At 62.5% G+C, this 21,101-nt stretch carries 17 protein-coding genes; 13 read left to right on the plus strand and 4 right to left on the minus strand.

The features are described from left to right. Positions 1-6 precede the first annotated feature (6 nt). From BLR63_RS17430 to BLR63_RS17485, 12 genes are all read left to right on the plus strand, one after another. Entirely contained in the window at positions 7-1,173 is a 1,167-nt protein-coding gene (locus BLR63_RS17430; protein ID WP_010565645.1) for an alginate biosynthesis protein Alg44, read from the plus strand. An 8-nt stretch (positions 1,174-1,181) separates the two neighbouring features. Further along, positions 1,182-2,684, plus strand: a complete 1,503-nt coding sequence (gene algK, locus BLR63_RS17435; protein ID WP_231998082.1) for an alginate biosynthesis TPR repeat lipoprotein AlgK — start codon at positions 1,182-1,184, stop codon at positions 2,682-2,684. Then, positions 2,681-4,168 (plus strand): alginate export family protein, encoded by a 1,488-nt coding sequence (locus BLR63_RS17440; RefSeq protein WP_010565647.1) that lies wholly within the window; start codon positions 2,681-2,683, stop codon positions 4,166-4,168. The genes algK and BLR63_RS17440 overlap by 4 nt, the downstream gene beginning before the upstream one ends. Beyond that, complete coding sequence (gene algG, locus BLR63_RS17445; protein ID WP_042947007.1) at positions 4,168-5,736, plus strand: mannuronan 5-epimerase AlgG; 1,569 nt, start codon at positions 4,168-4,170, stop codon at positions 5,734-5,736. The genes BLR63_RS17440 and algG overlap by 1 nt, the downstream gene beginning before the upstream one ends. An 11-nt stretch (positions 5,737-5,747) precedes the next feature. Beyond that, the gene (locus tag BLR63_RS17450; protein WP_010565649.1) at positions 5,748-7,196 is read left to right on the plus strand and encodes an alginate O-acetyltransferase; all 1,449 of its coding nucleotides are present in this window, start codon (positions 5,748-5,750) and stop codon (positions 7,194-7,196) included. Positions 7,197-7,204: 8 nt separating this feature from the next. Continuing rightward, the gene (locus tag BLR63_RS17455) at positions 7,205-8,314 is read left to right on the plus strand and encodes a mannuronate-specific alginate lyase (protein WP_010565650.1); all 1,110 of its coding nucleotides are present in this window, start codon (positions 7,205-7,207) and stop codon (positions 8,312-8,314) included. Between the two features lie 195 nt (positions 8,315-8,509). Beyond that, positions 8,510-10,042 carry an MBOAT family O-acyltransferase gene (locus BLR63_RS17460; RefSeq protein ID WP_010565651.1) on the plus strand — a complete coding sequence of 511 codons (1,533 nt, stop codon included), beginning with the start codon at positions 8,510-8,512 and terminating at the stop codon, positions 10,040-10,042. Between the two features lie 11 nt (positions 10,043-10,053). Continuing rightward, complete coding sequence (locus BLR63_RS17465; protein WP_010565652.1) at positions 10,054-11,229, plus strand: alginate O-acetyltransferase; 1,176 nt, start codon at positions 10,054-10,056, stop codon at positions 11,227-11,229. 16 nt (positions 11,230-11,245) lie between these two features. Continuing rightward, positions 11,246-11,902 (plus strand): alginate O-acetyltransferase AlgF, encoded by a 657-nt coding sequence (locus BLR63_RS17470; protein ID WP_010565653.1) that lies wholly within the window; start codon positions 11,246-11,248, stop codon positions 11,900-11,902. A gap of 220 nt (positions 11,903-12,122) precedes the next feature. Then, on the plus strand, positions 12,123-13,574 hold the full coding sequence (locus BLR63_RS17475; RefSeq protein ID WP_010565654.1) for a mannose-1-phosphate guanylyltransferase/mannose-6-phosphate isomerase: 1,452 nt from the start codon (positions 12,123-12,125) through the stop codon (positions 13,572-13,574). A 263-nt stretch (positions 13,575-13,837) separates the two neighbouring features. Continuing rightward, positions 13,838-14,302 (plus strand): hypothetical protein, encoded by a 465-nt coding sequence (locus BLR63_RS17480; protein WP_010565655.1) that lies wholly within the window; start codon positions 13,838-13,840, stop codon positions 14,300-14,302. A 14-nt stretch (positions 14,303-14,316) separates the two neighbouring features. Continuing rightward, entirely contained in the window at positions 14,317-15,129 is an 813-nt protein-coding gene (locus BLR63_RS17485; protein WP_010565656.1) for an SDR family oxidoreductase, read from the plus strand. A gap of 44 nt (positions 15,130-15,173) precedes the next feature. On the opposite strand, the gene BLR63_RS17490 is transcribed toward BLR63_RS17485, so the two are convergent. The 4 genes from BLR63_RS17490 to BLR63_RS17505 are packed head-to-tail and all read right to left on the minus strand — an operon-like array spanning position 15,174 to position 19,934. Then, on the minus strand, positions 15,174-16,034 hold the full coding sequence (locus BLR63_RS17490) for an efflux RND transporter periplasmic adaptor subunit (protein WP_010565657.1): 861 nt from the start codon (positions 16,032-16,034) through the stop codon (positions 15,174-15,176). Between the two features lie 10 nt (positions 16,035-16,044). Then, positions 16,045-16,245, minus strand: a complete 201-nt coding sequence (locus BLR63_RS17495; protein WP_010565658.1) for a DUF1656 domain-containing protein — start codon at positions 16,243-16,245, stop codon at positions 16,045-16,047. Then, the gene (locus BLR63_RS17500) at positions 16,235-18,412 is read right to left on the minus strand and encodes an FUSC family protein (protein ID WP_010565659.1); all 2,178 of its coding nucleotides are present in this window, start codon (positions 18,410-18,412) and stop codon (positions 16,235-16,237) included. The genes BLR63_RS17495 and BLR63_RS17500 overlap by 11 nt, the downstream gene beginning before the upstream one ends. A gap of 10 nt (positions 18,413-18,422) precedes the next feature. After that, positions 18,423-19,934 carry an efflux transporter outer membrane subunit gene (locus BLR63_RS17505; RefSeq protein WP_010565660.1) on the minus strand — a complete coding sequence of 504 codons (1,512 nt, stop codon included), beginning with the start codon at positions 19,932-19,934 and terminating at the stop codon, positions 18,423-18,425. A 181-nt stretch (positions 19,935-20,115) separates the two neighbouring features. Between BLR63_RS17505 and BLR63_RS17510 the strand changes: the two genes are divergently transcribed. Next, complete coding sequence (locus BLR63_RS17510) at positions 20,116-21,084, plus strand: LysR family transcriptional regulator (protein WP_010565661.1); 969 nt, start codon at positions 20,116-20,118, stop codon at positions 21,082-21,084. The last annotated feature ends 17 nt before the right edge of the window (positions 21,085-21,101 follow it).

The following is a 21,101-nucleotide window of genomic DNA, read 5'->3' on the forward strand; positions in this document are numbered from 1 at the left end:
CACACCATGAATAGCCAAGTAAACGCCAACGTTGTCCACGAATCCGAAGCCCAGCGCCAACATGCCCGGGTCAAGATCCCGGCCAAGCTGCGCTTCTTCAACACCGACCGCACCCAGACCGAAGCGCGGGTCATCGACCTGTCCGCCGGCGGCCTGGCATTCACCGCGACCCAGCCGCTGACCGTGGGCGAAGTGCACAAGGGTCGCCTGCAATTCGTCATCGATAACCTCGGCCTGGCCATGGATGTGGAACTGCAGATCCGCTCCTACGACCGCCAGACCGGTCGCACCGGCTGCCAGTTCCAGAACCTCGACGCCCAGGACATTTCCACCCTGCGCCACCTGATCACTTCGCACTTGTCCGGCGATATCGTGACCATGGGCGACGTGCTCGCCACCCTGCAACGCGACAACTTCACCAAGGCGCGCAAGGTCAAGGACGGCGGCAGCAACATGAGCGCCGCCGGCCGCCTGCGCGCCGTGGTGTTCAGCGCAGGCATCTTCATCGTCGGCCTGGCGGCGTTCGGTTTTGTCTTCAAATCGGTCTATGGCATGTACTTCGTCACCCACGCCCAGGCCGGCCTGGTGAGCGTGCCCGGCATGAACGTGACCATGCCGCGCGACGGCACCGTGCAAAGCCTGCTCAAAGGCGATGCGGTCGCGGCCAAAGGCGCGCCACTGGCCAGTTTCAGCACCAGCATGCTGGATGTACTCAAGGGCCATCTGGACGAAGAGCAGTTGCAACCGGCCAAGGTCGAAGAACTGTTCGGCAAGCAAATGACCGGCACCCTGACCTCCCCTTGCGATTGCATCGTGGCCCAGCAACTGGTCGCCGACGGTCAATACGCCAGCAAGGGCGATGTGATCTTCCAACTGGTACCGCGCGGCAGCCTGGCCAATGTGGAAGCACGCTTCACCTATCGCCAGTTCGCCGACGTTCGCCCGGGCACCCCGGTGAGCTTCCAGGTGGCCGACGAAGAACAGATCCGCACCGGCACCATCGTCAGCAGCACCAGCCTGAACAGCGCCGACTTGTCTTCCGACATCCGCGTGCAGATCAAGCCGGATGCGCCGCTGGACAGCACCTACGCCGGCCGCCCGGTGGAAGTCACCAGCGACCGTGGCCCATCGCTGAACTGGCTGATCGATAAAGCCATGGCTGCCGGACTGTAAGCGAGGACATGCCTGTGACGCATCTTTCAAAAACGCCGCAGTCCCTGTGGGAGCGGGCTTGCTCGCGATGGGATCAGCGCGGTTTGCCTGACGGACCGAGTCGCCTGTATCGGGAGCAAGCCCCCTCCCACAGGGGTCCGGTGGCGTTGCTGGCGATTGCGGTGAGCCTTGCCGGTTGTGCCGGTTTGCCCGACCAGCGCCTGGCCAACGAAGCCCTCAAGCGTGGCGATACCGTCACCGCGCAGCAGAATTACCAACAACTGGCAGACCTGGGTTACAGCGAGGCCCAGGTCGGCCTGGCGGATATCCAGGTCGGCACCCGCGATCCGGCGCAGATCAAACAGGCCGAGGCCACCTACCGGGCCGCAGCGGATACCTCGCCGCGCGCCCAGGCCCGCCTCGGGCGCCTGCTGGTGGCCAAACCCGGCGCCACCGAAGCCGAACACCATGAAGCCGAAGGCCTGCTGAAAAAAGCCTTTGCCAATGGCGAAGGCAACACCCTGATCCCGCTGGCGATGCTGTACCTGCAATACCCCCACAGCTTCCCCAACGTGAACGCCCAGCAGCAGATCAATAAATGGCAGGCCGCCGGTTACCCGGAAGCCGGTCTGGCCCAGGTGCTGCTGTATCGCACCCAGGACACCTACGACCAGCATCTGGATGACGTCGAACGCATCTGCAAGGCCGCGCTGAACAGCACCGACATCTGCTACGTCGAGCTGGCCACGGTCTATCAGAAAAAAGCCCAGCCAGAAAAGCAGGCCGAGTTGCTCAAGCAAATGGAAGCCGGTTACAGCCGTGGCACGGTCACGGCGCAGCGCGTCGACAGCGTCGCCCGTGTACTCGGCGATGCCACCCTCGGCACGCCGGACGAAAAAACCGCCCAGGCGCTGCTGGAAAAAATCGCCCCCGGCTACCCCGCGTCCTGGGTCAGCCTGGCGCAATTGCTCTACGACTTCCCGGAGCTGGGCGACGTCGACCAGATGATGAAGTACCTGGACAACGGCCGCGCCGCCGACCAACCGCGCGCCGAGCTGTTGCTGGGCAAGCTCTACTACGAAGGCAAGTGGGTGCCGGCGGACGCGAAGGCGGCCCAAGCGCATTTCGAAAAAGCCGTGGGCAAGGAAGTGGCCGCCGATTACTACCTCGGTCAGATCTACCGCCGTGGCTACTTGGGCAAGGTGTATCCGCAAAAAGCCCTGGATCACCTGCTGACCGCTGCGCGCAACGGCCAGAACAGCGCCGACTTCGCCATCGCCCAATTGTTTTCCCAAGGCAAGGGCACCAAGCCCGATCCATTGAACGCCTATGTCTTCAGCCAATTGGCTAAAGCCCAGGGCACACCAGAGGCCATTGACCTGGCCACGCAGCTCGAAGCCCCGCTGACGCCCGCACAACGCGCCGAAGGCCAACGCCTGGTGCAACAGGAACTGGCCGCGCGCGGCACCCTGGCCCAGAGCACGCAGCAACTGCACGCCCTGCAAGAAGAAGACGGCGAGGAATCCCTATGAAGCTCAATCCATTCGTGCAGGCCGGCATCGGCCTGACCTTCGCCCTGCTGTGGTCGTGCCCGACCCTGGCCGCGCTGACCGAAACCAAGAACTTCGGCCTGGAAGTCAAAGTCACCGGCCAGTCCGAGGACGACCGCGACCTGGGCACGCAAAAAGGCGGCGACGTCAACGGCATCGGCCTCGACCTGCGCCCGTGGATCTATGGCGAAAGCGGCAACTGGAGCGCCTACGCCATGGGCCAGGCCGTTGCATCGAGCGACATCATCGAGACCGACACCCTGCAGCAGTCTTCGGATGACAGCACCGAGCAGTCCAGCAACAACGACCGCAAGACCAAGAAAAACTACCTGGCCCTGCGCGAGTTCTGGATCGGCTACAGCGGTTTTACGCCCTACCCCGGCGAGATCCTCAAGCTCGGGCGCCAACGCCTGCGCAATGACGACGGCCAATGGCGCGACACCAACATCGAGGCGCTGAACTGGACCTTCGACACCACCCTGCTCAAGGCCAACGTCGGCGTCGCCGAACGCTTCAGCGAATACCGCACCGACCTCAAGGAACTGTCGCCCAAGGACAAGGACCGTCAGCACCTCTATGCCGACGCGTCCTACCAATGGATGCCGGGCCAGTGGATCGGCCTGCGCGGTCACCACACCCACGACGATGGCAAGCTCGACTACCCCGAACCGGGCGTGGCCACCGACTCGCTGGACAAGCGCGAAAACGGCGACCTGACCTGGCTCGGCATCGAGGCCAACAGCGACGCCTACAACTGGCGCAACACCAATACCGTCAACTACTGGGCAAGCCTCACCGGCATGAGCGGCGACCGCGACAAGGTCAATGCCTTGAACGCCGACGGCAGCCGCCCGACCAACGCCAAGCGTAGCGATGACGTGAATGGCTGGGCCACCGACCTGGGAATCCGCCTGCGCCTCGACCCACAGTGGCAAGTGGGCGCGGCGTATGCGCGCGCCAGTGCCGAATACGAACAGAACGGCCTGCAAAGCAACCGTTCGAACTGGACCGGCACCCAATCCCGCCTGCATCGCTTCGGCGAAGCGTTTCGCGGCGAGATGAACAACATGCAGTCCATGAGCCTGTTCGCTGCCTGGCAATTGCGCGAGGACTACGACGCCAGCCTGGTGTACCACAAGTTCTGGCGCGTCGACGGCAACAAGCCGGTGGGCAGCAACGGCATCGACGCGGTGCAGAACACCACCGACGACGTGACCGGCGCGATCCTGTCCAGCACCTCCCTGCCCCTTGAAGACGGCAAGAAAGACCTGGGCCAGGAGATGGACCTGGTGGTCACCAAGTATTTCAAGAAAGGCCTGCTGCCGGCCGCGCTGAGCCAGTCGATCGACGAACCGTCGGCCCTGGTGCGCTTGCGTGCCGGCGTGTTCAAACCGGGCGACGCCTATGGCAGCCAGGTCGACGCGTACATGCATCGCGCGTTTGTCGACGTGATCTGGAAATTCTGATGGGAGCCTGCGCAATGAATGCTCAAAGCCTACTCGTCGCGGCAATGCTGGTGGCCAGCGCCACAGCGTTCGCCGATACGGCGGCCAAGGCGCCGACCATCGCCAAGGAACTGCAACAGGCCAAGACCTACACCATTTCCAGCCCGCCCACCGCGCCGCTGGAAATGCCCAAGCCGGCCCTGCCGGATCTGTCGGGCTACACCGCCGCCGCCATCGAGAAGAAAATCGTGCGCGGCAAACCGGGCAAAATCAGCATCCGCCGCATGATGCAGGAAGACGCCCTCAAGGACTTCATCGGCGGCGACAACAAGATGGCCGAATGGGTGGTGCGCCAGCACGGTATCCCCCAGGCGATCTTTGTCGACGACGGCTACATGAACCTCAAGGACCTGCTCGGCAAAGTGCCCAAGCAGTACCTGAGCGAAACCGCGCCGGGGGTATTCCTGGCCAAATTGCCGATCGTGGTCGGGCGCAAGGGCATCCTGGACATCGACAAAAACACCCAGGAACTGCGGCTGTCCCAGGAAGCCGGGGCGTTCCTGATCAACGACGGCCAGTTGTTTGTACGCGATACCAAAGTCACCGGCTGGAACGAGAAGGCCAATGGCCCGGCGCTGTTCAAGTCGCCCAAGGAGTTCCGCCCGTTCCTGCTGGCCTGGGGCGGCACCGAGACCTACATCTCCAACACCAAGATGGCCAGTTTCGGCTACGCCAACAGCAAGTCGTATGGGGTGAGTATTTCCCAGTACACGCCGAACATGGCCAAGGTGCTCAAACGTCCTGAGCCGACCGGCTGGATCATCGACTCCGAGTTCTCGGACATGTGGTACGGCTTCTACTGCTACGAGACCACAAGCTTCGTAATCAAGGGCAACACCTACAAAGACAACATCGTCTACGGCATTGACCCCCACGACCGTTCCCACGGCCTGATCATCGCGGACAACACCGTCCATGGCACCAAGAAGAAGCACGGCATCATCATTTCCCGGGAAGTGAACGACAGCTTTATCTTCAACAACCGCAGCTACGACAACAAACTCTCGGGCCTGGTACTCGACCGTAACAGCGTCAACAACTTCGTGGCCGACAACGAGTTCTACCGCAACCACACCGACGGCATCACCCTCTATGAGAGCGGCGACAACCTGCTGTGGGGCAACAAGGTGATTGCCAACCGTCGTCACGGCATCCGGGTGCGCAACAGCGTGAACATCAAGCTGTACGAAAACACCTCGATGGCCAACGGCCTGACCGGCCTCTACGGCCACATCAAGGACTTGACCGACACCGACCGCGACATCGCCCTCGACCCGTTCGACACCAAGGTCTCGCTGATCGTGGTCGGCGGTGAACTGGCGGGCAACGGCAGCGGGCCGCTGTCCATCGACTCGCCGTTGAGCGTCGAGCTGTACCGCGTGTCGATGCTGGCGCCGACCAAATCCAGCGGCATCAGCTTCTCCGGCGTACTGGGCGATCGTCAGGAAGAAATTCTCGACCTGCTGGTGCGCCAGCGCAAAGCCGTGCTGATCGACCCTGTCGAACGCCAGACCGAAATGCAGGACTGAGGATGACCCTTATGCACCCACACATGATCAAACTGCTGAGCCTCTCGGGTCTGACCCTCGGCCTGCTCGCGGCCAGCCAGGGCGTGCGCGCCGACGCCGTCAAAGCGCCGACCTTCACCGCCGAACCGTGCTGCAGCCTGTGCCCGGCCGCCCACGACGCGAAGAACTACACCACGCGCTACCAACAGAACTTCACCACCCTGGTGCAAGCCCAGGGCGACTGGCTGTTCCGTACCCAGGAAGACCTGCGCACCGAATTCGACACCAGCCCCGCCGGCTACAAACGCATGCAACAGCTGCACGATGCGTTCAAGGCCAAGGGCGTGGAACTGGTGGTGGTCTACCAGCCGACCCGTGGCCTGGTGAACCGCAACAAGCTCAACCCCGAAGAGAAAGCCAAGTTCGATTTCGACAAGGCCCTGGGCAACTACAAAGCCATGCTCGGCCGTTTCGCCAAGATGGGCTACGTGGTGCCGGACCTGTCGCCATTGACCAACGAGCAGTTGCCGGACGAGTTGCCGGCCCACGATTTCTACTTCCGCGGCGACCAGCACTGGACCCCTTACGGCGCCCAGCGCACCGCCAAAATCGTCGGCGCCAAAGTGCGCGCGATGCCTGAGTTCGCCGATATTCCCAAGCGTGAATTCGAAACCAAGCGCTCCGGGCGCATGGGCAAGACCGGCACCCTGCACAACATGGCCGGGCAATTGTGCGGCACCAGCTATGCGATCCAGTACATGGACCAGTTCACCACCGAGCCCAAGGGCGAAGCCGGTGACGGCGACCTGTTCAGCGATTCGGGCAACCCGCAGATCACCCTGGTCGGCACCAGCCACAGCGGCAAGAACTACAACTTCGCTGGCTTCCTCGAAGAGGAAATCGGCGCCGACATCCTCAACGTCGCCTTCCCCGGCGGCGGCCTGGAAGGTTCGATGATCCAGTACCTGGGCAGCGAAGAATTCCAGAAGACGCCGCCGAAGATCCTCATCTGGGAATTCTCGCCGCTGTACCGTCTCGACCAGGAAACCATCTACCGCCAGATGATGGCGCTGCTGGACAACGGCTGCGAAGGCAAGCCCGCGCAGATGAGCGCCAGCGCTACCCTGAAACCCGGCAAGAACGAATTGCTGGTCAACAGTTCGAACAAAGACCTGCGCAACGCCAACCATCAAGTCGATATCCGCTTCGCCGACCCGTCGGTGAAAACCTTGCAAGCCACCCTCTGGTACATGAACGGGCGCCACGAGGACCTCAAGATCGATAAACCCGAGACATCCGATACAGACGGGCGTTTCGCCTTTGAACTGCGCACCGACGAAGACTGGGCCTCGCAGAACCTGCTGGCCGTGGAAGTACAGGGCCCCGAAGCGGGTGCTGCCGCGCAGAAAGTCGAAGCGAAAATTTGCACACGCAACGTGTTCCCGGCCGGTGGTCAACAGACCGCTTCGACTGGGCAATGAGGTTACTTATGCAGAAGTTATGGATTCCATCGTTGCTGGGCCTGGCGATCTTCGCCGGTTCCGTGAATGCCGCCGCACCATTGCGTCCGCCCCAGGGTTATTTCGCCCCGATCGAGGCGTTCAAGACCGGTGACTTCAAGAATGACTGCGACACCATGCCGACGCCCTATACCGGCGCGCTGCAATTTCGCAGCAAGTACGAAGGTTCGGACAAGGCCCGCTCCACGCTGAACGTGCAGTCGGAGAAAGCCTTCCGCGACAGCACCGCCGACATCACCAAGCTGGAAAAAGACACCAGCAAGCGCGTGATGCAATTCATGCGCGACGGCCGCCCCGAGCAGCTCGAATGCACGCTGAACTGGCTGGTGTCGTGGGCCAAGGCCGATGCGTTGATGTCCAAGGACTTCAACCACACCGGCAAGTCCATGCGCAAATGGGCGCTGGGCAGCATGGCGTCGGCCTATGTGCGCTTGAAGTTCTCCGACTCGCACCCGCTGGCCAACCATCAGCAGGAATCGCAATTGATCGAGGCGTGGTTCAACCGGCTGGCCGATCAAGTGGTGAGCGACTGGGACAACCTGCCCCTGGAAAAAACCAACAACCACTCCTACTGGGCCGCCTGGTCGGTGATGGCGACGTCCATCGCCACCAACCGTCGCGACCTGTTCGACTGGGCGGTGAAGGAATACAAAGTCGGCGCCAACCAGGTCGATGACCAAGGCTTCCTGCCCAACGAATTGAAGCGCCAGCAACGCGCGCTGTCGTACCACAACTACGCCCTGCCGCCGCTGTCGATGATCGCCAGTTTTGCCCTGGTCAATGGGGTGGATCTGCGCCAGGAAAACAACGGTGCCCTCAAGCGCCTGGGCGACAAGGTACTGGCCGGGGTCAAGGACCCGCAGATCTTCGAGCAGAAAAACGGCAAAGAGCAGGACATGAAGGACCTCAAAGAGGACATGAAATTCGCCTGGCTCGAACCGTTCTGCACCCTCTACACCTGCGCGCCGGATGTGCTCGAGCGCAAGCATGGGATGCAGCCGTTCAAGACCTTCCGCCTCGGCGGCGACCTGACCAAGGTCTACGACCCGACGCACGAAAAAGGCAACAAAGGCAGCTGACGAAACGCGGTTAGAAATGTGGGAGGGGGCTTGCTCCCGATAGCGGTGTGTCAGTTGATGCATCCAGTGACTGATTCACCGCAATCGGGAGCAAGCCCCCTCCCACATTTGAGCAATACAACCTCCCCCGAATTCGTGGGGGGGTTTGGGGGGGCTGCGGCCCTTGACTGTTGGTTTAAACATGGAGAGATCGGGATGGTTTTCTCGTCCAATGTGTTCCTGTTTCTGTTCTTGCCGATCTTTCTCGGCTTGTACTACCTGAGCGGGCAACGCTATCGCAATCTGCTGCTGCTGATTGCCAGCTACGTGTTCTACGCCTGGTGGCGAGTGGACTTCCTGGCCCTGTTCGCGGCGGTCACGCTGTGGAACTACTGGATCGGCCTCAAGGTCGGTGCCGCCGGCGTGCGCACCAAGCCGGCCCAACGCTGGCTGCTGCTCGGCGTGGCGCTCGACCTGTGCATCCTCGGCTACTTCAAGTACGCCAACTTCGGTGTCGACAGCATCAACGTGATGATGAAGTCGGCGGGCCTGGAGCCGTTCATCCTCACCCACGTGCTGTTGCCGATCGGGATCTCGTTCTACATCTTCGAGTCCATCAGCTACATCATCGACGTGTATCGCGGCGACACCCCAGCCACGCGCAACCTCATCGACTTCGCCGCGTTCGTGGCAATCTTCCCGCACCTGATCGCCGGCCCCGTCCTGCGCTTTCGCGACCTGGCCGACCAGTTCAACAACCGCACCCACACCCTCGACAAGTTCTCCGAGGGCTGTACGCGGTTCATGCAGGGCTTCATCAAGAAGGTCTTCATCGCCGACACCCTGGCGGTGGTGGCCGACCACTGCTTCGCCCTGCAAAACCCGACCACTGGCGATGCCTGGCTTGGCGCGCTGGCCTACACCGCGCAGCTGTACTTTGATTTTTCCGGCTACAGCGACATGGCCATCGGCCTGGGCTTGATGATGGGTTTCCGCTTCATGGAAAACTTCAAGCAGCCGTATATCAGCCAGTCGATCACCGAGTTCTGGCGGCGCTGGCACATCAGCCTGTCCACCTGGCTGCGCGACTACCTCTACATCACGTTGGGCGGCAACCGCAAAGGCACGCTGATCACCTACCGCAACCTGTTCCTGACCATGCTGCTCGGTGGCCTGTGGCACGGTGCGAACATCACCTACATCGTGTGGGGCGCCTGGCACGGCATGTGGCTGGCGATCGAGAAAGCCATCGGCCTCAACACCTCGCCGCGCAGCTTCAACCCGATCCGCTGGGCGCTGACCTTCCTGTTGGTGGTGATGGGCTGGGTGATCTTCCGCGCCGAGAACCTGCACGTCGCCGGCCGTATGTACGGTGCGATGTTCAGCTTTGGCGAGTGGTCGCTGTCGGAACTCAACCGCGCCAACCTCACCGGCCTGCAAGTGGCGACCCTGGTGGTGGCCTACGCAACCCTGGCGTTCTTCGGCCTGCGCGACTTCTACAGCAACCGCCCTGCCGAGAAAACCCAGGCGGCCGACCCGAGCCTGATCAAGGCCGTACCGGGCGACAACCCCGGCAGCATCCACGAACCCGGCTTCACCGTGGGCCGTGACGCCGCCGTGCAACCGGCCTACTGGACTGCCGACTGGCCCCGCTACGCCATGCGCGCGGCGGTGCTGCTGCTGTTCGTGGCGTCGATTCTGAAACTGTCGGCGCAGAGTTTCTCGCCGTTCCTTTACTTCCAATTCTGAGGGAGCCGACCATGACCCGATCATTACGCGTCCTCTATATCAGCCTGTTCCTGGTGCTGCTGCTCGCCCTGGGCGCCTGGTCGCTGCGCAGTTTCCTGGGCTTCAGCACCAACGCCGACGCCACCGTGCTCAACGGCCGCTGGACCAAGGCCATCGAGACCCACTACGACGAAGCGTTCCCGATCAAGCGCCTGGGCACCAATCTCTGGGCCGCGCTGGATTACAAGCTGTTCAACGAAGGCCGCCCCGGCGTGGTGCTGGGCAGCGATCACTGGCTGTACAGCGACGAGGAGTTCAACCCCGCCGTCAACGAAGACCAGAACCTGCAAGGCAACTACGCCCTGGTCGCAGGCGTGCGCCAGCAGCTCAAGGCCCAGGGCATTCAACTGGTGCTGGCCATCGTGCCGGCCAAGGTGCGCCTGTACCCGGAACACCTGAGTGAAGAGAAACCGGCGAGCATCCACGCCAACCTCTACCAGGACTTCCACGCCCGTGTCGCCGCCGACAGGATCATCGCCCCCGACCTGCTGGGCCCGCTGCAACAGGCCAAGCTCGCCGGCAAGCAAGTGTTCCTGCGCACCGACACCCACTGGACCCCGGACGGTGCCGAAATCGCCGCCAAGCAACTGGCCAAGACGATTGCCGACAAGACGCCCCTGCACGGCGAACCGCAGCGCTTTGTCACCGAGGCGGAAAAGACCGAACCGCACAACGGCGACCTGCGTCTGTTCCTGCCCCTGGACCCATTGTTCGAAAACCTGATGCCGCCCAAGGAACCGTTGGAAAAACGCGTCACGCACTTGGCGCAAACCCAAGGCGACGACGCGCTGTTCAGCGACAGCGAAACCCCAGTGGCCCTGGTGGGCACCAGCTACAGCGCCAACCCCAACTGGAACTTCGTCGGCGCGCTCAAGCAAGCCCTGGGCAGCGACGTGGTCAGCTACGCCGAAGACGGCCACGGCCCGATCCTGCCGATGCTCAGCTACCTCAAGAGCGACGACTTCAAGAACCGCCCGCCCCAGGTGCTGATCTGGGAATTCCCTGAACGCTATCTGCCCGTCAACAACGAAATCGGTGATGCCGACCCGCAGTGGGTTGCGCAACTTAAACAAGCCGGTTCGCGCCAACAGAACATGGCACTCAACACCCTTGAAAAATCCGAGACGCCCGACCGGGCGCACAACTGAAAGAGAGGTAACTCACATGACTTTCACTACTACTCCGCGTCGTCTCGCCAAGACCCTGGCCCTGGTGGCCGGCATGAGCGTTGTATCGATGTCCGCCTTCGCCGGGGGCGACGCCGCCCTGTACGGCCCGACCGCCCCGAAAGGCTCGAGCTTCGTGCGGGTGTACAACGCCAGCAACCAGGAAGTCAGCGCCACCGTCGGCGCCACCCACCTCAGCGACGTGGCCCCACTGGCCAGCAGCGACTTCAGCTTCATGCCGGGCGGCGACTACAGCGCCAAGGTCGGCAGCCAGACCGTGTCGGTCAAACTCGCGCCGGACCACTACTACACCCTGGTCAATAGCAGCAGTGGCCAGCCGCAGTTGATCGAAGAACCGCCGTTCAAGAACAAGCAGAAATCCCTGGTGCGCGTGCAGAACCTCAGCGACAAGGCCCTGACCCTGAAAACCGCCGACGGCAAGACCGACGTGGTCAAGTCCGTGGCCGCCAAAGGCCGTGGCGAGCGTGAGATCAACCCGGTGAAAGTCAGCCTGGCGCTGTATGACGGCGACAAGAAAGTCGGCGATGTGAAGCCCGTCGCCCTGGAACGCGGTGAGGCAGCGGTGCTGTACGTCACCGGTTCCGGTAGCAGCCTGTCGCCAGTGTGGGTCAAGCGCCCCGTGTCGACCCGCTGATTAATTTTCCGGATTGACCCTATCCCTGTAGGAGCGAGCTTGCTCGCGAAAATCGCCAATGACGACGCGGGCATTCTGGATGTACGCGGTGTCTGGGAGTTCTTCGCGAGCAAGCTCGCTCCTACAGAGGGAACGAGGTGTCAGTTCGGAGCGAGACAAAAACAAGAGTGAAACGACAAACCTTCGTAGCTCTGACCCAAATCGATTCAAGGAGAAACACATGATCCCAGTAATCCTTTCCGGTGGTAGCGGCTCACGTCTTTGGCCGCTTTCCCGCAAACAGTTCCCCAAACAATTCCTGGCCCTGACCGGCGAGCACACGCTGTTCCAGCAGACCCTGGAACGCCTGGTGTTCGACGGCATGGACACGCCGATCGTGGTCTGCAACAAGGACCACCGTTTCATCGTCAACGAGCAACTGAGCACCCGTAAGCTCGAATGCCAGCGCATCCTGATGGAGCCCTTCGGCCGCAACACCGCGCCGGCCGTGGCGCTGACCGCGATGATGCTGGTCAACGAAGGCCGCGACGAGCTGATGCTGGTGCTGCCCGCCGACCATGTGATCGACGACCAGAAAGCCCTGCAACGCGCCCTGGCCCTGGCCACCGTGGCCGCCGAGCGTGGCGAGATGGTGCTGTTCGGCGTGCCGGCGACCCGTCCGGAAACCGGTTACGGCTACATCAAGTCCACCAACGACTCGCTGCTGCCCGAAGGCGTGAGCCGCGTGCAACAGTTCGTGGAAAAACCCGATGAAAAACGCGCCGTCGAGTTTGTCAAAAGCGGCGGTTATTTCTGGAACAGCGGCATGTTCCTGTTCCGCGCCAGCCGCTTCCTCGAAGAGCTGAAAAAGCACGACCCGGACATCTACGACACCTGCGTACTGACCCTGGAACGCAGCGCGCAGGACGCCGACACAGTGACCTTCGACGAAGCCACCTTCGCCTGCTGCCCGGACAATTCCATCGACTACGCCGTGATGGAAAAAACCCAGCGCGCCTGCGTGGTGCCGCTCAGCGCGGGCTGGAGCGACGTGGGTTGCTGGGCGTCGCTGTGGGCGGTCAACGATAAGGACATCAACGGCAACGTCACCAAAGGCGACGTGGTGATCCAGGACAGCAAGAACTGCATGATCCACGGCAACGGCAAGCTGGTGTCGGTGATCGGCCTGGAAAACATCGTGGTGGTGGAAACCAAGGACGCGATGATGATTGCCCACAAGGACAAGGTCCAGGGCGTCAAGCAGATGGTCGCGACCCTCAACGAACAGGGGCGCAGCGAAACCCAGAACCACTGCGAGGTCTACCGTCCGTGGGGTTCCTACGACTCGGTGGACATGGGCGGGCGCTTCCAGGTCAAGCACATCTCGGTCAAGCCGGGCGCGTGCCTGTCGCTGCAAATGCACCACCACCGCGCCGAACACTGGATCGTGGTCAGCGGCACCGCCGAAGTCACCTGTGACGACAACGTGTTCCTGCTCTGCGAGAACCAGTCCACCTACATCCCGATCGCCTCGGTGCACCGCCTGCGCAACCCGGGCAAGATCCCGTTGGAGATCATTGAAGTGCAATCGGGCAGCTATTTGGGCGAAGACGATATCGAGCGCTTCGAAGATATCTACGGTCGCTCCACGCCGGTCGAACGCGGCGTGTCGGTGAAAACTATCGCGCAATAAAACAGTCGTACAAGAAGCCCTCGCCCTGCTCACTGCGTCCCCATCCGCAGTGGGTGGGGCGGGGGCTTTTTTGTTTGGGATTTGCGCTGGCTGTGAGGGCCTCATCGGGGGCAAGCCCCCTCCCACATTTGAATGTATTCACAGATCAGAGGTGGGAGGGGGCTTGCCCCCGATGAGGCCCGCCCGGCCACCGCAGCACTCAAGGTAGCCAATCCCACCTACGCTTAAGTTAGGATGCTCGCTCCCTATTCGAGGTGGTCTCCATGTTCTTCGGCGTTCTCCTGATCATCACCTGGCTGATCCTGCTGTTACGCTACCCGGCCAAAGCCTTGCCGGTTTCACTCGCCGCCGCTGCCGGCCTGGGGCTGGTCGCGGTATGGGTGGTTTGGCTGGACAATCGCGAAGCCTCGCAACTGGCGCGCCTGGAGCTGCGCATCACCTACGCCCCCCAGGACTGCCCCGCCGACCGCCCACTGAAACTGACCCTGAACAACGGCAACAACGTACCGCTGACCGAACTGCGCTGGCGCGTCGCCGCCTATGCACCGGGCGATACGGTCAACCTGGCCGACAACGTCTATGCGGCCCCCCGCTATCGCGGCCCCGGCGAACTGCAAGCCGGTGCCACTTGGGAAGATTGCCTGCCCACCCCACCGTTGCGCCCCGGCTATCGCCCGCAAACCCTGGAATTTCGCGCCGAGCATTTGCAAGGCAGTTTCTCGGACTGACAAAGGACTGATCCATGCCCAACGTACTCATCACCGGTTGCTCCAGCGGTATAGGCCGCGCTCTGGCTGACGCATTCAAAGCTGCGGGCTTCGACGTATGGGCCAGCGCCCGCCGCCCGGACGACGTCGCCGCCCTTGGCGCCGCCGGCTTCAACGCCGTGCAACTGGACGTCAACGACAGCGCCGCCCTGCAACGCCTGGCCGAGCAATGGGGTGAACTGGACGTGCTGATCAACAACGCCGGCTACGGCGCCATGGGCCCGCTGCTCGACGGCGGCACCGCAGCGATGCAGCGCCAGTTCGAGACCAATGTGTTTTCCATCGTCGGCGTGACCCAGGCGTTCTTCCCCGCACTGCGTCGCAGCAAAGGCCTGGTGGTGAATATCGGCAGCGTTTCTGGGGTGCTGGTCACGCCGTTTGCCGGCGCCTACTGCGCCTCCAAGGCGGCAGTACATGCGTTGAGTGATGCATTGCGCATGGAGCTGGCGCCGTTTGGCGTGCGGGTGATGGAAGTGCAACCCGGCGCCATCGACACACACTTTGCAAAAAACGCCGGCGCCCAGGCCGAGCTGTTGATCAACGAAAAATCGCCGTGGTGGCCGTTGCGCGAAGGCATTCGCGCACGCAGCCAGGCCTCCCAGGACAAACCAACACCCGCCAACGTATTTGCGGCCGATGTGCTTAAAGCCGTGCAACAGCAACAGCCACCGCGCCTGCTGCGCTCGGGCAACGGCAGCCGGGCATTGCCGTGGATGGCGGCGTTGTTGCCCAAGGGATTGTTGGAAACCGTGTTGAAGAAACGCTTTGGTTTGAAGGGCAATCTATAGCTGACTCAGTCAACTGTGGGAGGGGGCTTGCTCCCTCCCACCAGTCACTCCGGCGTTTGGTTGACGATCACGGTGCAGGTGATACCCGCCGCCAGTAACACGCCTTCGGGCACTTCATCGATATGAATCCGCACCGGCACGCGCTGGGCCAGGCGCACCCAGTTGAAGGTCGGGTTCACGTCGGCGACCAGCTCGCGGCTCTCCGGGTTGTCGCGGTCGTAGATGCCGCGGGAGATGCTTTCCACGTGGCCTTTTAGGGTCTCGCCGCTCATCAATTGCATATCGGCTTTGTCGCCGACTTTCACATGGGGCAGTTTGGTTTCTTCGAAGAAGCCATAGACCCAGAACGAGTTCATATCCACCACGGCCATCTTGGCTTCGCCGATGCGCGCGTAGTCGCCACGGTGCACGTTGAGGTTGGTGACGTAGCCGTCCACCGCAGCCAAGACCTGGGTGCGCTTGAGGTTGAGTTCCGCCGCTTCCAATTGCGCCTGGGCGTGCTGGTAGTCGGCCAGGGCCGAGTCGGCGATGTTGCCGGCGTCGTCGCGGTTTTCCTTGGAGATCACCAGGGCGTCGAGGTCGGCACGGCGGTGGGCGTTGTCCTTGCGCATTTCCCAAGTGGCTTTGCGCGAGGCAACCAGGGCTTGGGCCTGTTTGACGGCGAGACGGTAGTGTTCGGGGTCGATCTGCATCAGCAGGTCGCCCTTTTTCACCAATTGGTTGTCACGCACCGGCACGTCGACCACTTCGCCGGTGACGTCGGCGGCGACGTTGATGATGTCAGCCCGCACACGACCGTCGCGGGTCCAGGGCGTTTCCATGTAGTGCACCCACAACGTGCGGCCAATCCAGATTGCCAAAGCCAGTACCAGCAGGGTGGCGAGCAGGCTGAAAAACTTTTTCATCGGGGCATTCTCAACGGTAGACGGTCAGCGCCAGGGCGCCGAACAGGCAAACGAACAGGCTCAGGCGCAGCAACGCCGGGTGCCAGAAAAAACGGTACAGGTCGAACCCGGCCAGGAAGCGGTCCAGCGCCCAGGCGAGTCCCGCCGCGATCAGGAACATCAGGGTCATGGTCGGCATGTAGACGCCATGAAAGGCGATTTCACGAGGCATGCGGGGCTCCTTTGAGGGCCGCGAGTGGCGATTGCGGGTCCAGCAGCGAGGTGCGGATAAAGTGCAGGTAGCTTTTGACCCGGCGCAGGGCCGAGGTGTCGAAGTGCGGGGCGAAAGGTTCGTCGGTGGCCTGCACGCGGCTGATTGCATGGTCGACGGCGATCAACCCACGCTCCAGGTTGCTCGCGCTGGGTTGCAGGAACAGCCGCACCAGCGAGCGCCCCATCACCCGGATCGCCTGGCGCCAGGGCTGGGATTCGGCATACGCCGGGTGCACTGGCAGGATCGCCTGTTCCTTGCGCAACTCGATGATCGCGTGGCCGACTTCCAGCACCACGAACATCCAGCGCAGCAGGTCGCGTTGCACCTGCGGCTGGCCGACCGCCAGACCATAAGCCTGGTGCAGCAGGTCGCGGGTGCGGCTTTCGAAACTCGATGCCAGGCCCTTGAGCTTGCCGCTGATCGCATACACCACTTGCTCGCGCAGGTCCTGCTCCAGGCGGCGCCACAACCAGCGACTGTTGGGCGGCAGGATGATAGCCCCCGCCGCCGCGCACACCAGCATGCCGATAACCATGGCGATGTAATCGTTGATAAAAGCGTAGGGGTTATACACCGTCAGGTTGTCCGGCACCGAACCGGTACTGAAAAAGATCAGCAGGCCCACGCCGACACCGGCGTATTGCGGGCGTGAGTTGAGGAAGGCACCGAAAATGATCACCGGGGCGAGCATCACGCACAGCAGCGGGAAGCCGTCGATCCAGGGGAACACGAAGAACATTTCGACAAAGCCCACCAGTGCCCCGATAAACGTACCGCAGGCCATCTGGAACGCCATGCGTTTGGGGTTGGGCGTGGCGGCGGACAGGCCGACGGTGGCCGCCGCGATCAGGGTCATGGTGGCGCCGCTGGGCCAGGCGGTCGCCACCCAGTAACTGCCGAGCACGATCAGGATGAACGACGCCCGCAAGCCCGAGGCCAGGCAAGCCAGCCAGTTGGTTTTCGGGATGAAGGTTTCGTCCCACTGTTCCCGCGCATGGGTGTGATCGGCCAGGGAAGCGTGGGTCTGCGCGTAGTTGTGCAGGTCGTCGACAAAACGGTAGAGCAGCTCGTAGGCGGTATGAAAGTCCAGCTGTTCGTCTTCGCTCGGGTTGCCTTGCTGGAAGATCGCTCGCAGGCTGCGGACCTTGGCGGGCAAGCCGTCCTTGTAGACGCTGAGCTGGTTGACCAACCGCACCGCATCGGGGCTGGTGAGGGCGCGACCGGAGAATCCGTCGAGCACCTCGGCCAAGTCCTGCAGGCCAGGTTTGATTTCGGCGACCACGTGGTCCGCCGCATCGGCACGCAGGCGTTCGAGCAATTGGTGCAAGGCGTTGAAGCGCGTGGTGATGCTCATGAATTCGCTGTTGAGGCGACTGAGCCGGCCGTTGCGTCGACGCATGTGTGGGTCTTCGAACACGGTGAGGCTGCGCAACCCTTCCAGGCCCACGGCTTCGGCGATAAAACGCACGTTGGTGCTTTCAAAGGCTTCGCGCTTGCTGCGCCCACGCAGGCCATCGGTGACGAACAGCGCGAACACACCAAAGCGCTGGTACAGCGCGTTGCGCATGGCGGCGCTGGAGGTTTGCGGCAGGATCGCGGCGCTGACCAGCGTGGAGACGAGAATCCCCAGGGAAATTTCCAGCACCCGCCACACGGCCGCCATAAACGCGCCGTCGGGATGGGCCAGCGCCGGCAGGCCAACCATCGCCGCCGTGTAACCGGCCAACACAAACCCATAGGCACGAAAGTTACGGTTGCGCGTGGCGCCGGCGGTACAGATACCCACCCAGATCGCCAGCGAACCAAGGAACAACTCGGTGTTCTGCGCAAACAAGGCGATCAACAGCACCATCACCGCCGACCCCGTCAGGGTGCCGAGGAAACGATAGAAACTCTTGGCGAACACCTGGCCGCTCTGGGGTTGCATCACGATAAACACGGTGATCATCGCCGTGCGCGGTTGCGGCAGTTCCAGGCGCATGGCCAGCCACAGCGTGGCAAACGCGGCGATCAGCACCTTGAAGATGTACACCCAGGTCACGCCATCGCTGCGTGCCCAGTCGAAAAAACCACGGCGCCATTCAAGGGAGTGCAACCAGCGCAACGGTGCGGGCAAGGGAGTCATTCAGTCCTACTCAGTGATCAAACACGGCAAGCGCTGCCGGGGTCTTGCTCGGGACGGTCTTGGCGTCTTTGGGCACATCGTTGCCGGCCCCCAGGCCGCCACCCAGGGCGGTCACCAGTTCGGCATGGGCACTCAGCCGCGCGGCCTGCACCTGTTGCTCGATTTGCTGCTGGCGGAACAGCAGGGTCTGGGCATTCAGCACATTGAGGTAATCGGTCAGACCGCGCTGGTAGGCGATCATAGCGATGTCGTAGGTTTTTTGCGCAGAAGCCACCGATTGCGCGGCGAATAACGCCTGCTTGTCCATGGACTCGCGGCGGATCAACTGGTCGCTGATGCCCTTGAGTGCATTGACCAGCGTCTGGTTGTAGTGCGCCACGGCGATGTCATAGCCGGCGCTGGCTTCGCCCAACTCCGAACGCAGGCGACCGCCGTCGAAGATCGGCAAGGTAATGGCCGGGCCGACGCTGTAGTTGAATTTCTTGCCCGCCAGGAACTCCAGCATGCCGCCGCCGGTGGCCATGTAGCCGAGGCTGCCGACCAGGTCGACGTTAGGGTAGAAACCGGCGTGGGCGACATCGATGCCACGGGCCTGGGCCGCCACTTGCCAGCGGCTGGCGACCACGTCGGGGCGCTGGCCGAGCAGTTGCGCGGGCAAGCTCGACGGCAGCTTCAACGGCGCGGCGAGGGACAGGCTAGGACGTTGCAATTGCGCGCCCTCCCCCGGTCCCTTGCCGGCCAATGCCGCCAGTTGGTTGCGAGTCAGGGCGATTTCTTCGTCCAGCGCGTCCAATTGACGATGGGTTTCCGGCAACGGGGTTTCGGCCTGGCTCACGTCGAAGTGGGTGCCGATCCCGGCGTTCAGGCGTTTGTTGGCCAGGTCGAGGATCTGCTGTTGCTGGGCCAGGGTCGCGGCGACGATATCGCGGCTGGCGTAGTGCAACGACAGCTGAATATAGGTGCGCACCACGTTGTTCTGCAGTTCCAGCTGGGCCTGGCGTGCTTCGGCGGCGCTCATGTGCGCCAGGTCGACGGCACGCTCGGTGGCGTTGCTTTCGCGGCCCCACAGGTCGAGGGCGTAGCTGAAGCCCAGGGAGGTGTTGTTGTCCCAAGTGTTGGCACCGCTCAACGCACCCGGGCCGTAGAACTGGTCGTTCGGCCAGTTGTGGCGTTTGAGGGTGGTGTCGCTGTTGATATGCAGCGACTCGGCCGATTCGACAATCCCGGCCATGGCCCGCGCATCACGCACCCGTGCGGCGGCCATGGCCATGCTCGGGCTATCGCGGGTGGCGAGTTCGACCCAGCGGTTGAGCTGCGGGTCGCCATAGGCTTGCCACCACTGTGCGGTGGGCCAATGGGCATCCCTCGCGGCGCTCTGAATCGCCTCGTCGGTGGCCAGGGTATTGGCATTGAGGGCCTGGTCTTGGGGGGCAATCCCTCCGGTTCCGATGCAGCCGCTGATTGCTAACGATAAGGCCCAAACACTGAGAGTCTTCAGCTCTCTGCTGATGCGACGCGGCACTGCTGCGAATTCCTGAGGTGGTGTTGCGGGGAGAGTGGCGTAATTCTAGGGCGCGGGATGGAGGACGATAAGCTGGTATTCCTGTGAATCTTTGTTACCGTTCACGCGATAATCCGTTGGTAGGTATCACTGTACGACGTAACTTTCTGTCACAATTTGGCATCTCCCCTGAGAACACTCCATGGACACTCTGCAAAGCATGCGCGCCTTCAGTTGTGTGGCAGAAGCCGGCAGCTTCACTGCCGCCGCCGTGCAACTGGATACCACCACCGCCAACGTCTCGCGCGCGGTATCCAACCTTGAGGCCCATCTGCAAACACGCTTGCTCAACCGCACAACCCGTCGCATTGCGCTCACAGAGGCGGGTAAACGCTACTTGTTGCGCTGTGAACAGATCCTCGCGTATGTCGAAGAAGCCGAAGCAGAGGCCAGCGATGCCCATGCGCGTCCGGCCGGACAACTGAAAGTGCACACCATGACCGGCATCGGCCAGCATTTCGTCATCGACGCGATTGCCCGCTACCGTCGTACCCATCCAGACGTGACCTTCGACCTGACCCTGGCCAACCGCGTGCCGGACCTGCTCGACGAGGGCTACGACGTGTCCATCGTACTGGCCAGCGAACTGCCGGATTCGGGCTTCGTGTCCCAGCGCCTGGGCATTACCTACAGCATCGCCTGCGCATCGCCGGACTACGTCAAGGCCAAGGGCTGCGCCCAACGCCCCCATGACTTGCTCAACCATTCGTGCCTGCGCCTGGTCAGCCCGGTGGTCCTGCTGGACAAGTGGACCTTCAACGGTCCCGAAGGGCAGGAAAGCGTCGCGATCAATACCTCGCCGTTCCTGGTGAACTCGGCCGACGCGATGAAAACCGCGATCACCAGCGGCATGGGCGTAGGCCTATTGCCGGTGTACGCGGCCATCGAAGGCCTGCGCAACGGCACCCTGGTGCGGGTCATGCCCAACTACCGCTCCCAGGAGCTGAACCTGTACGCCATCTACCCATCGCGCCAGTACCTGGACGCGAAGATCAAGACCTGGGTGGAATACCTGCGCGGTTCGTTGCCGGAGATTCTCGCGGCGCATCAGGCGGAACTGGCGGCGTATGAGTTGAGCGGCAGCCTGGGCGGTGTACGCCTGGCGAACTGATTTATTTCAGACAACCG

Origin of the sequence: Pseudomonas extremaustralis, from assembly GCF_900102035.1 — a bacterium.
Taxonomy (GTDB): Bacteria; Pseudomonadota; Gammaproteobacteria; order Pseudomonadales; family Pseudomonadaceae; genus Aquipseudomonas; species Aquipseudomonas extremaustralis.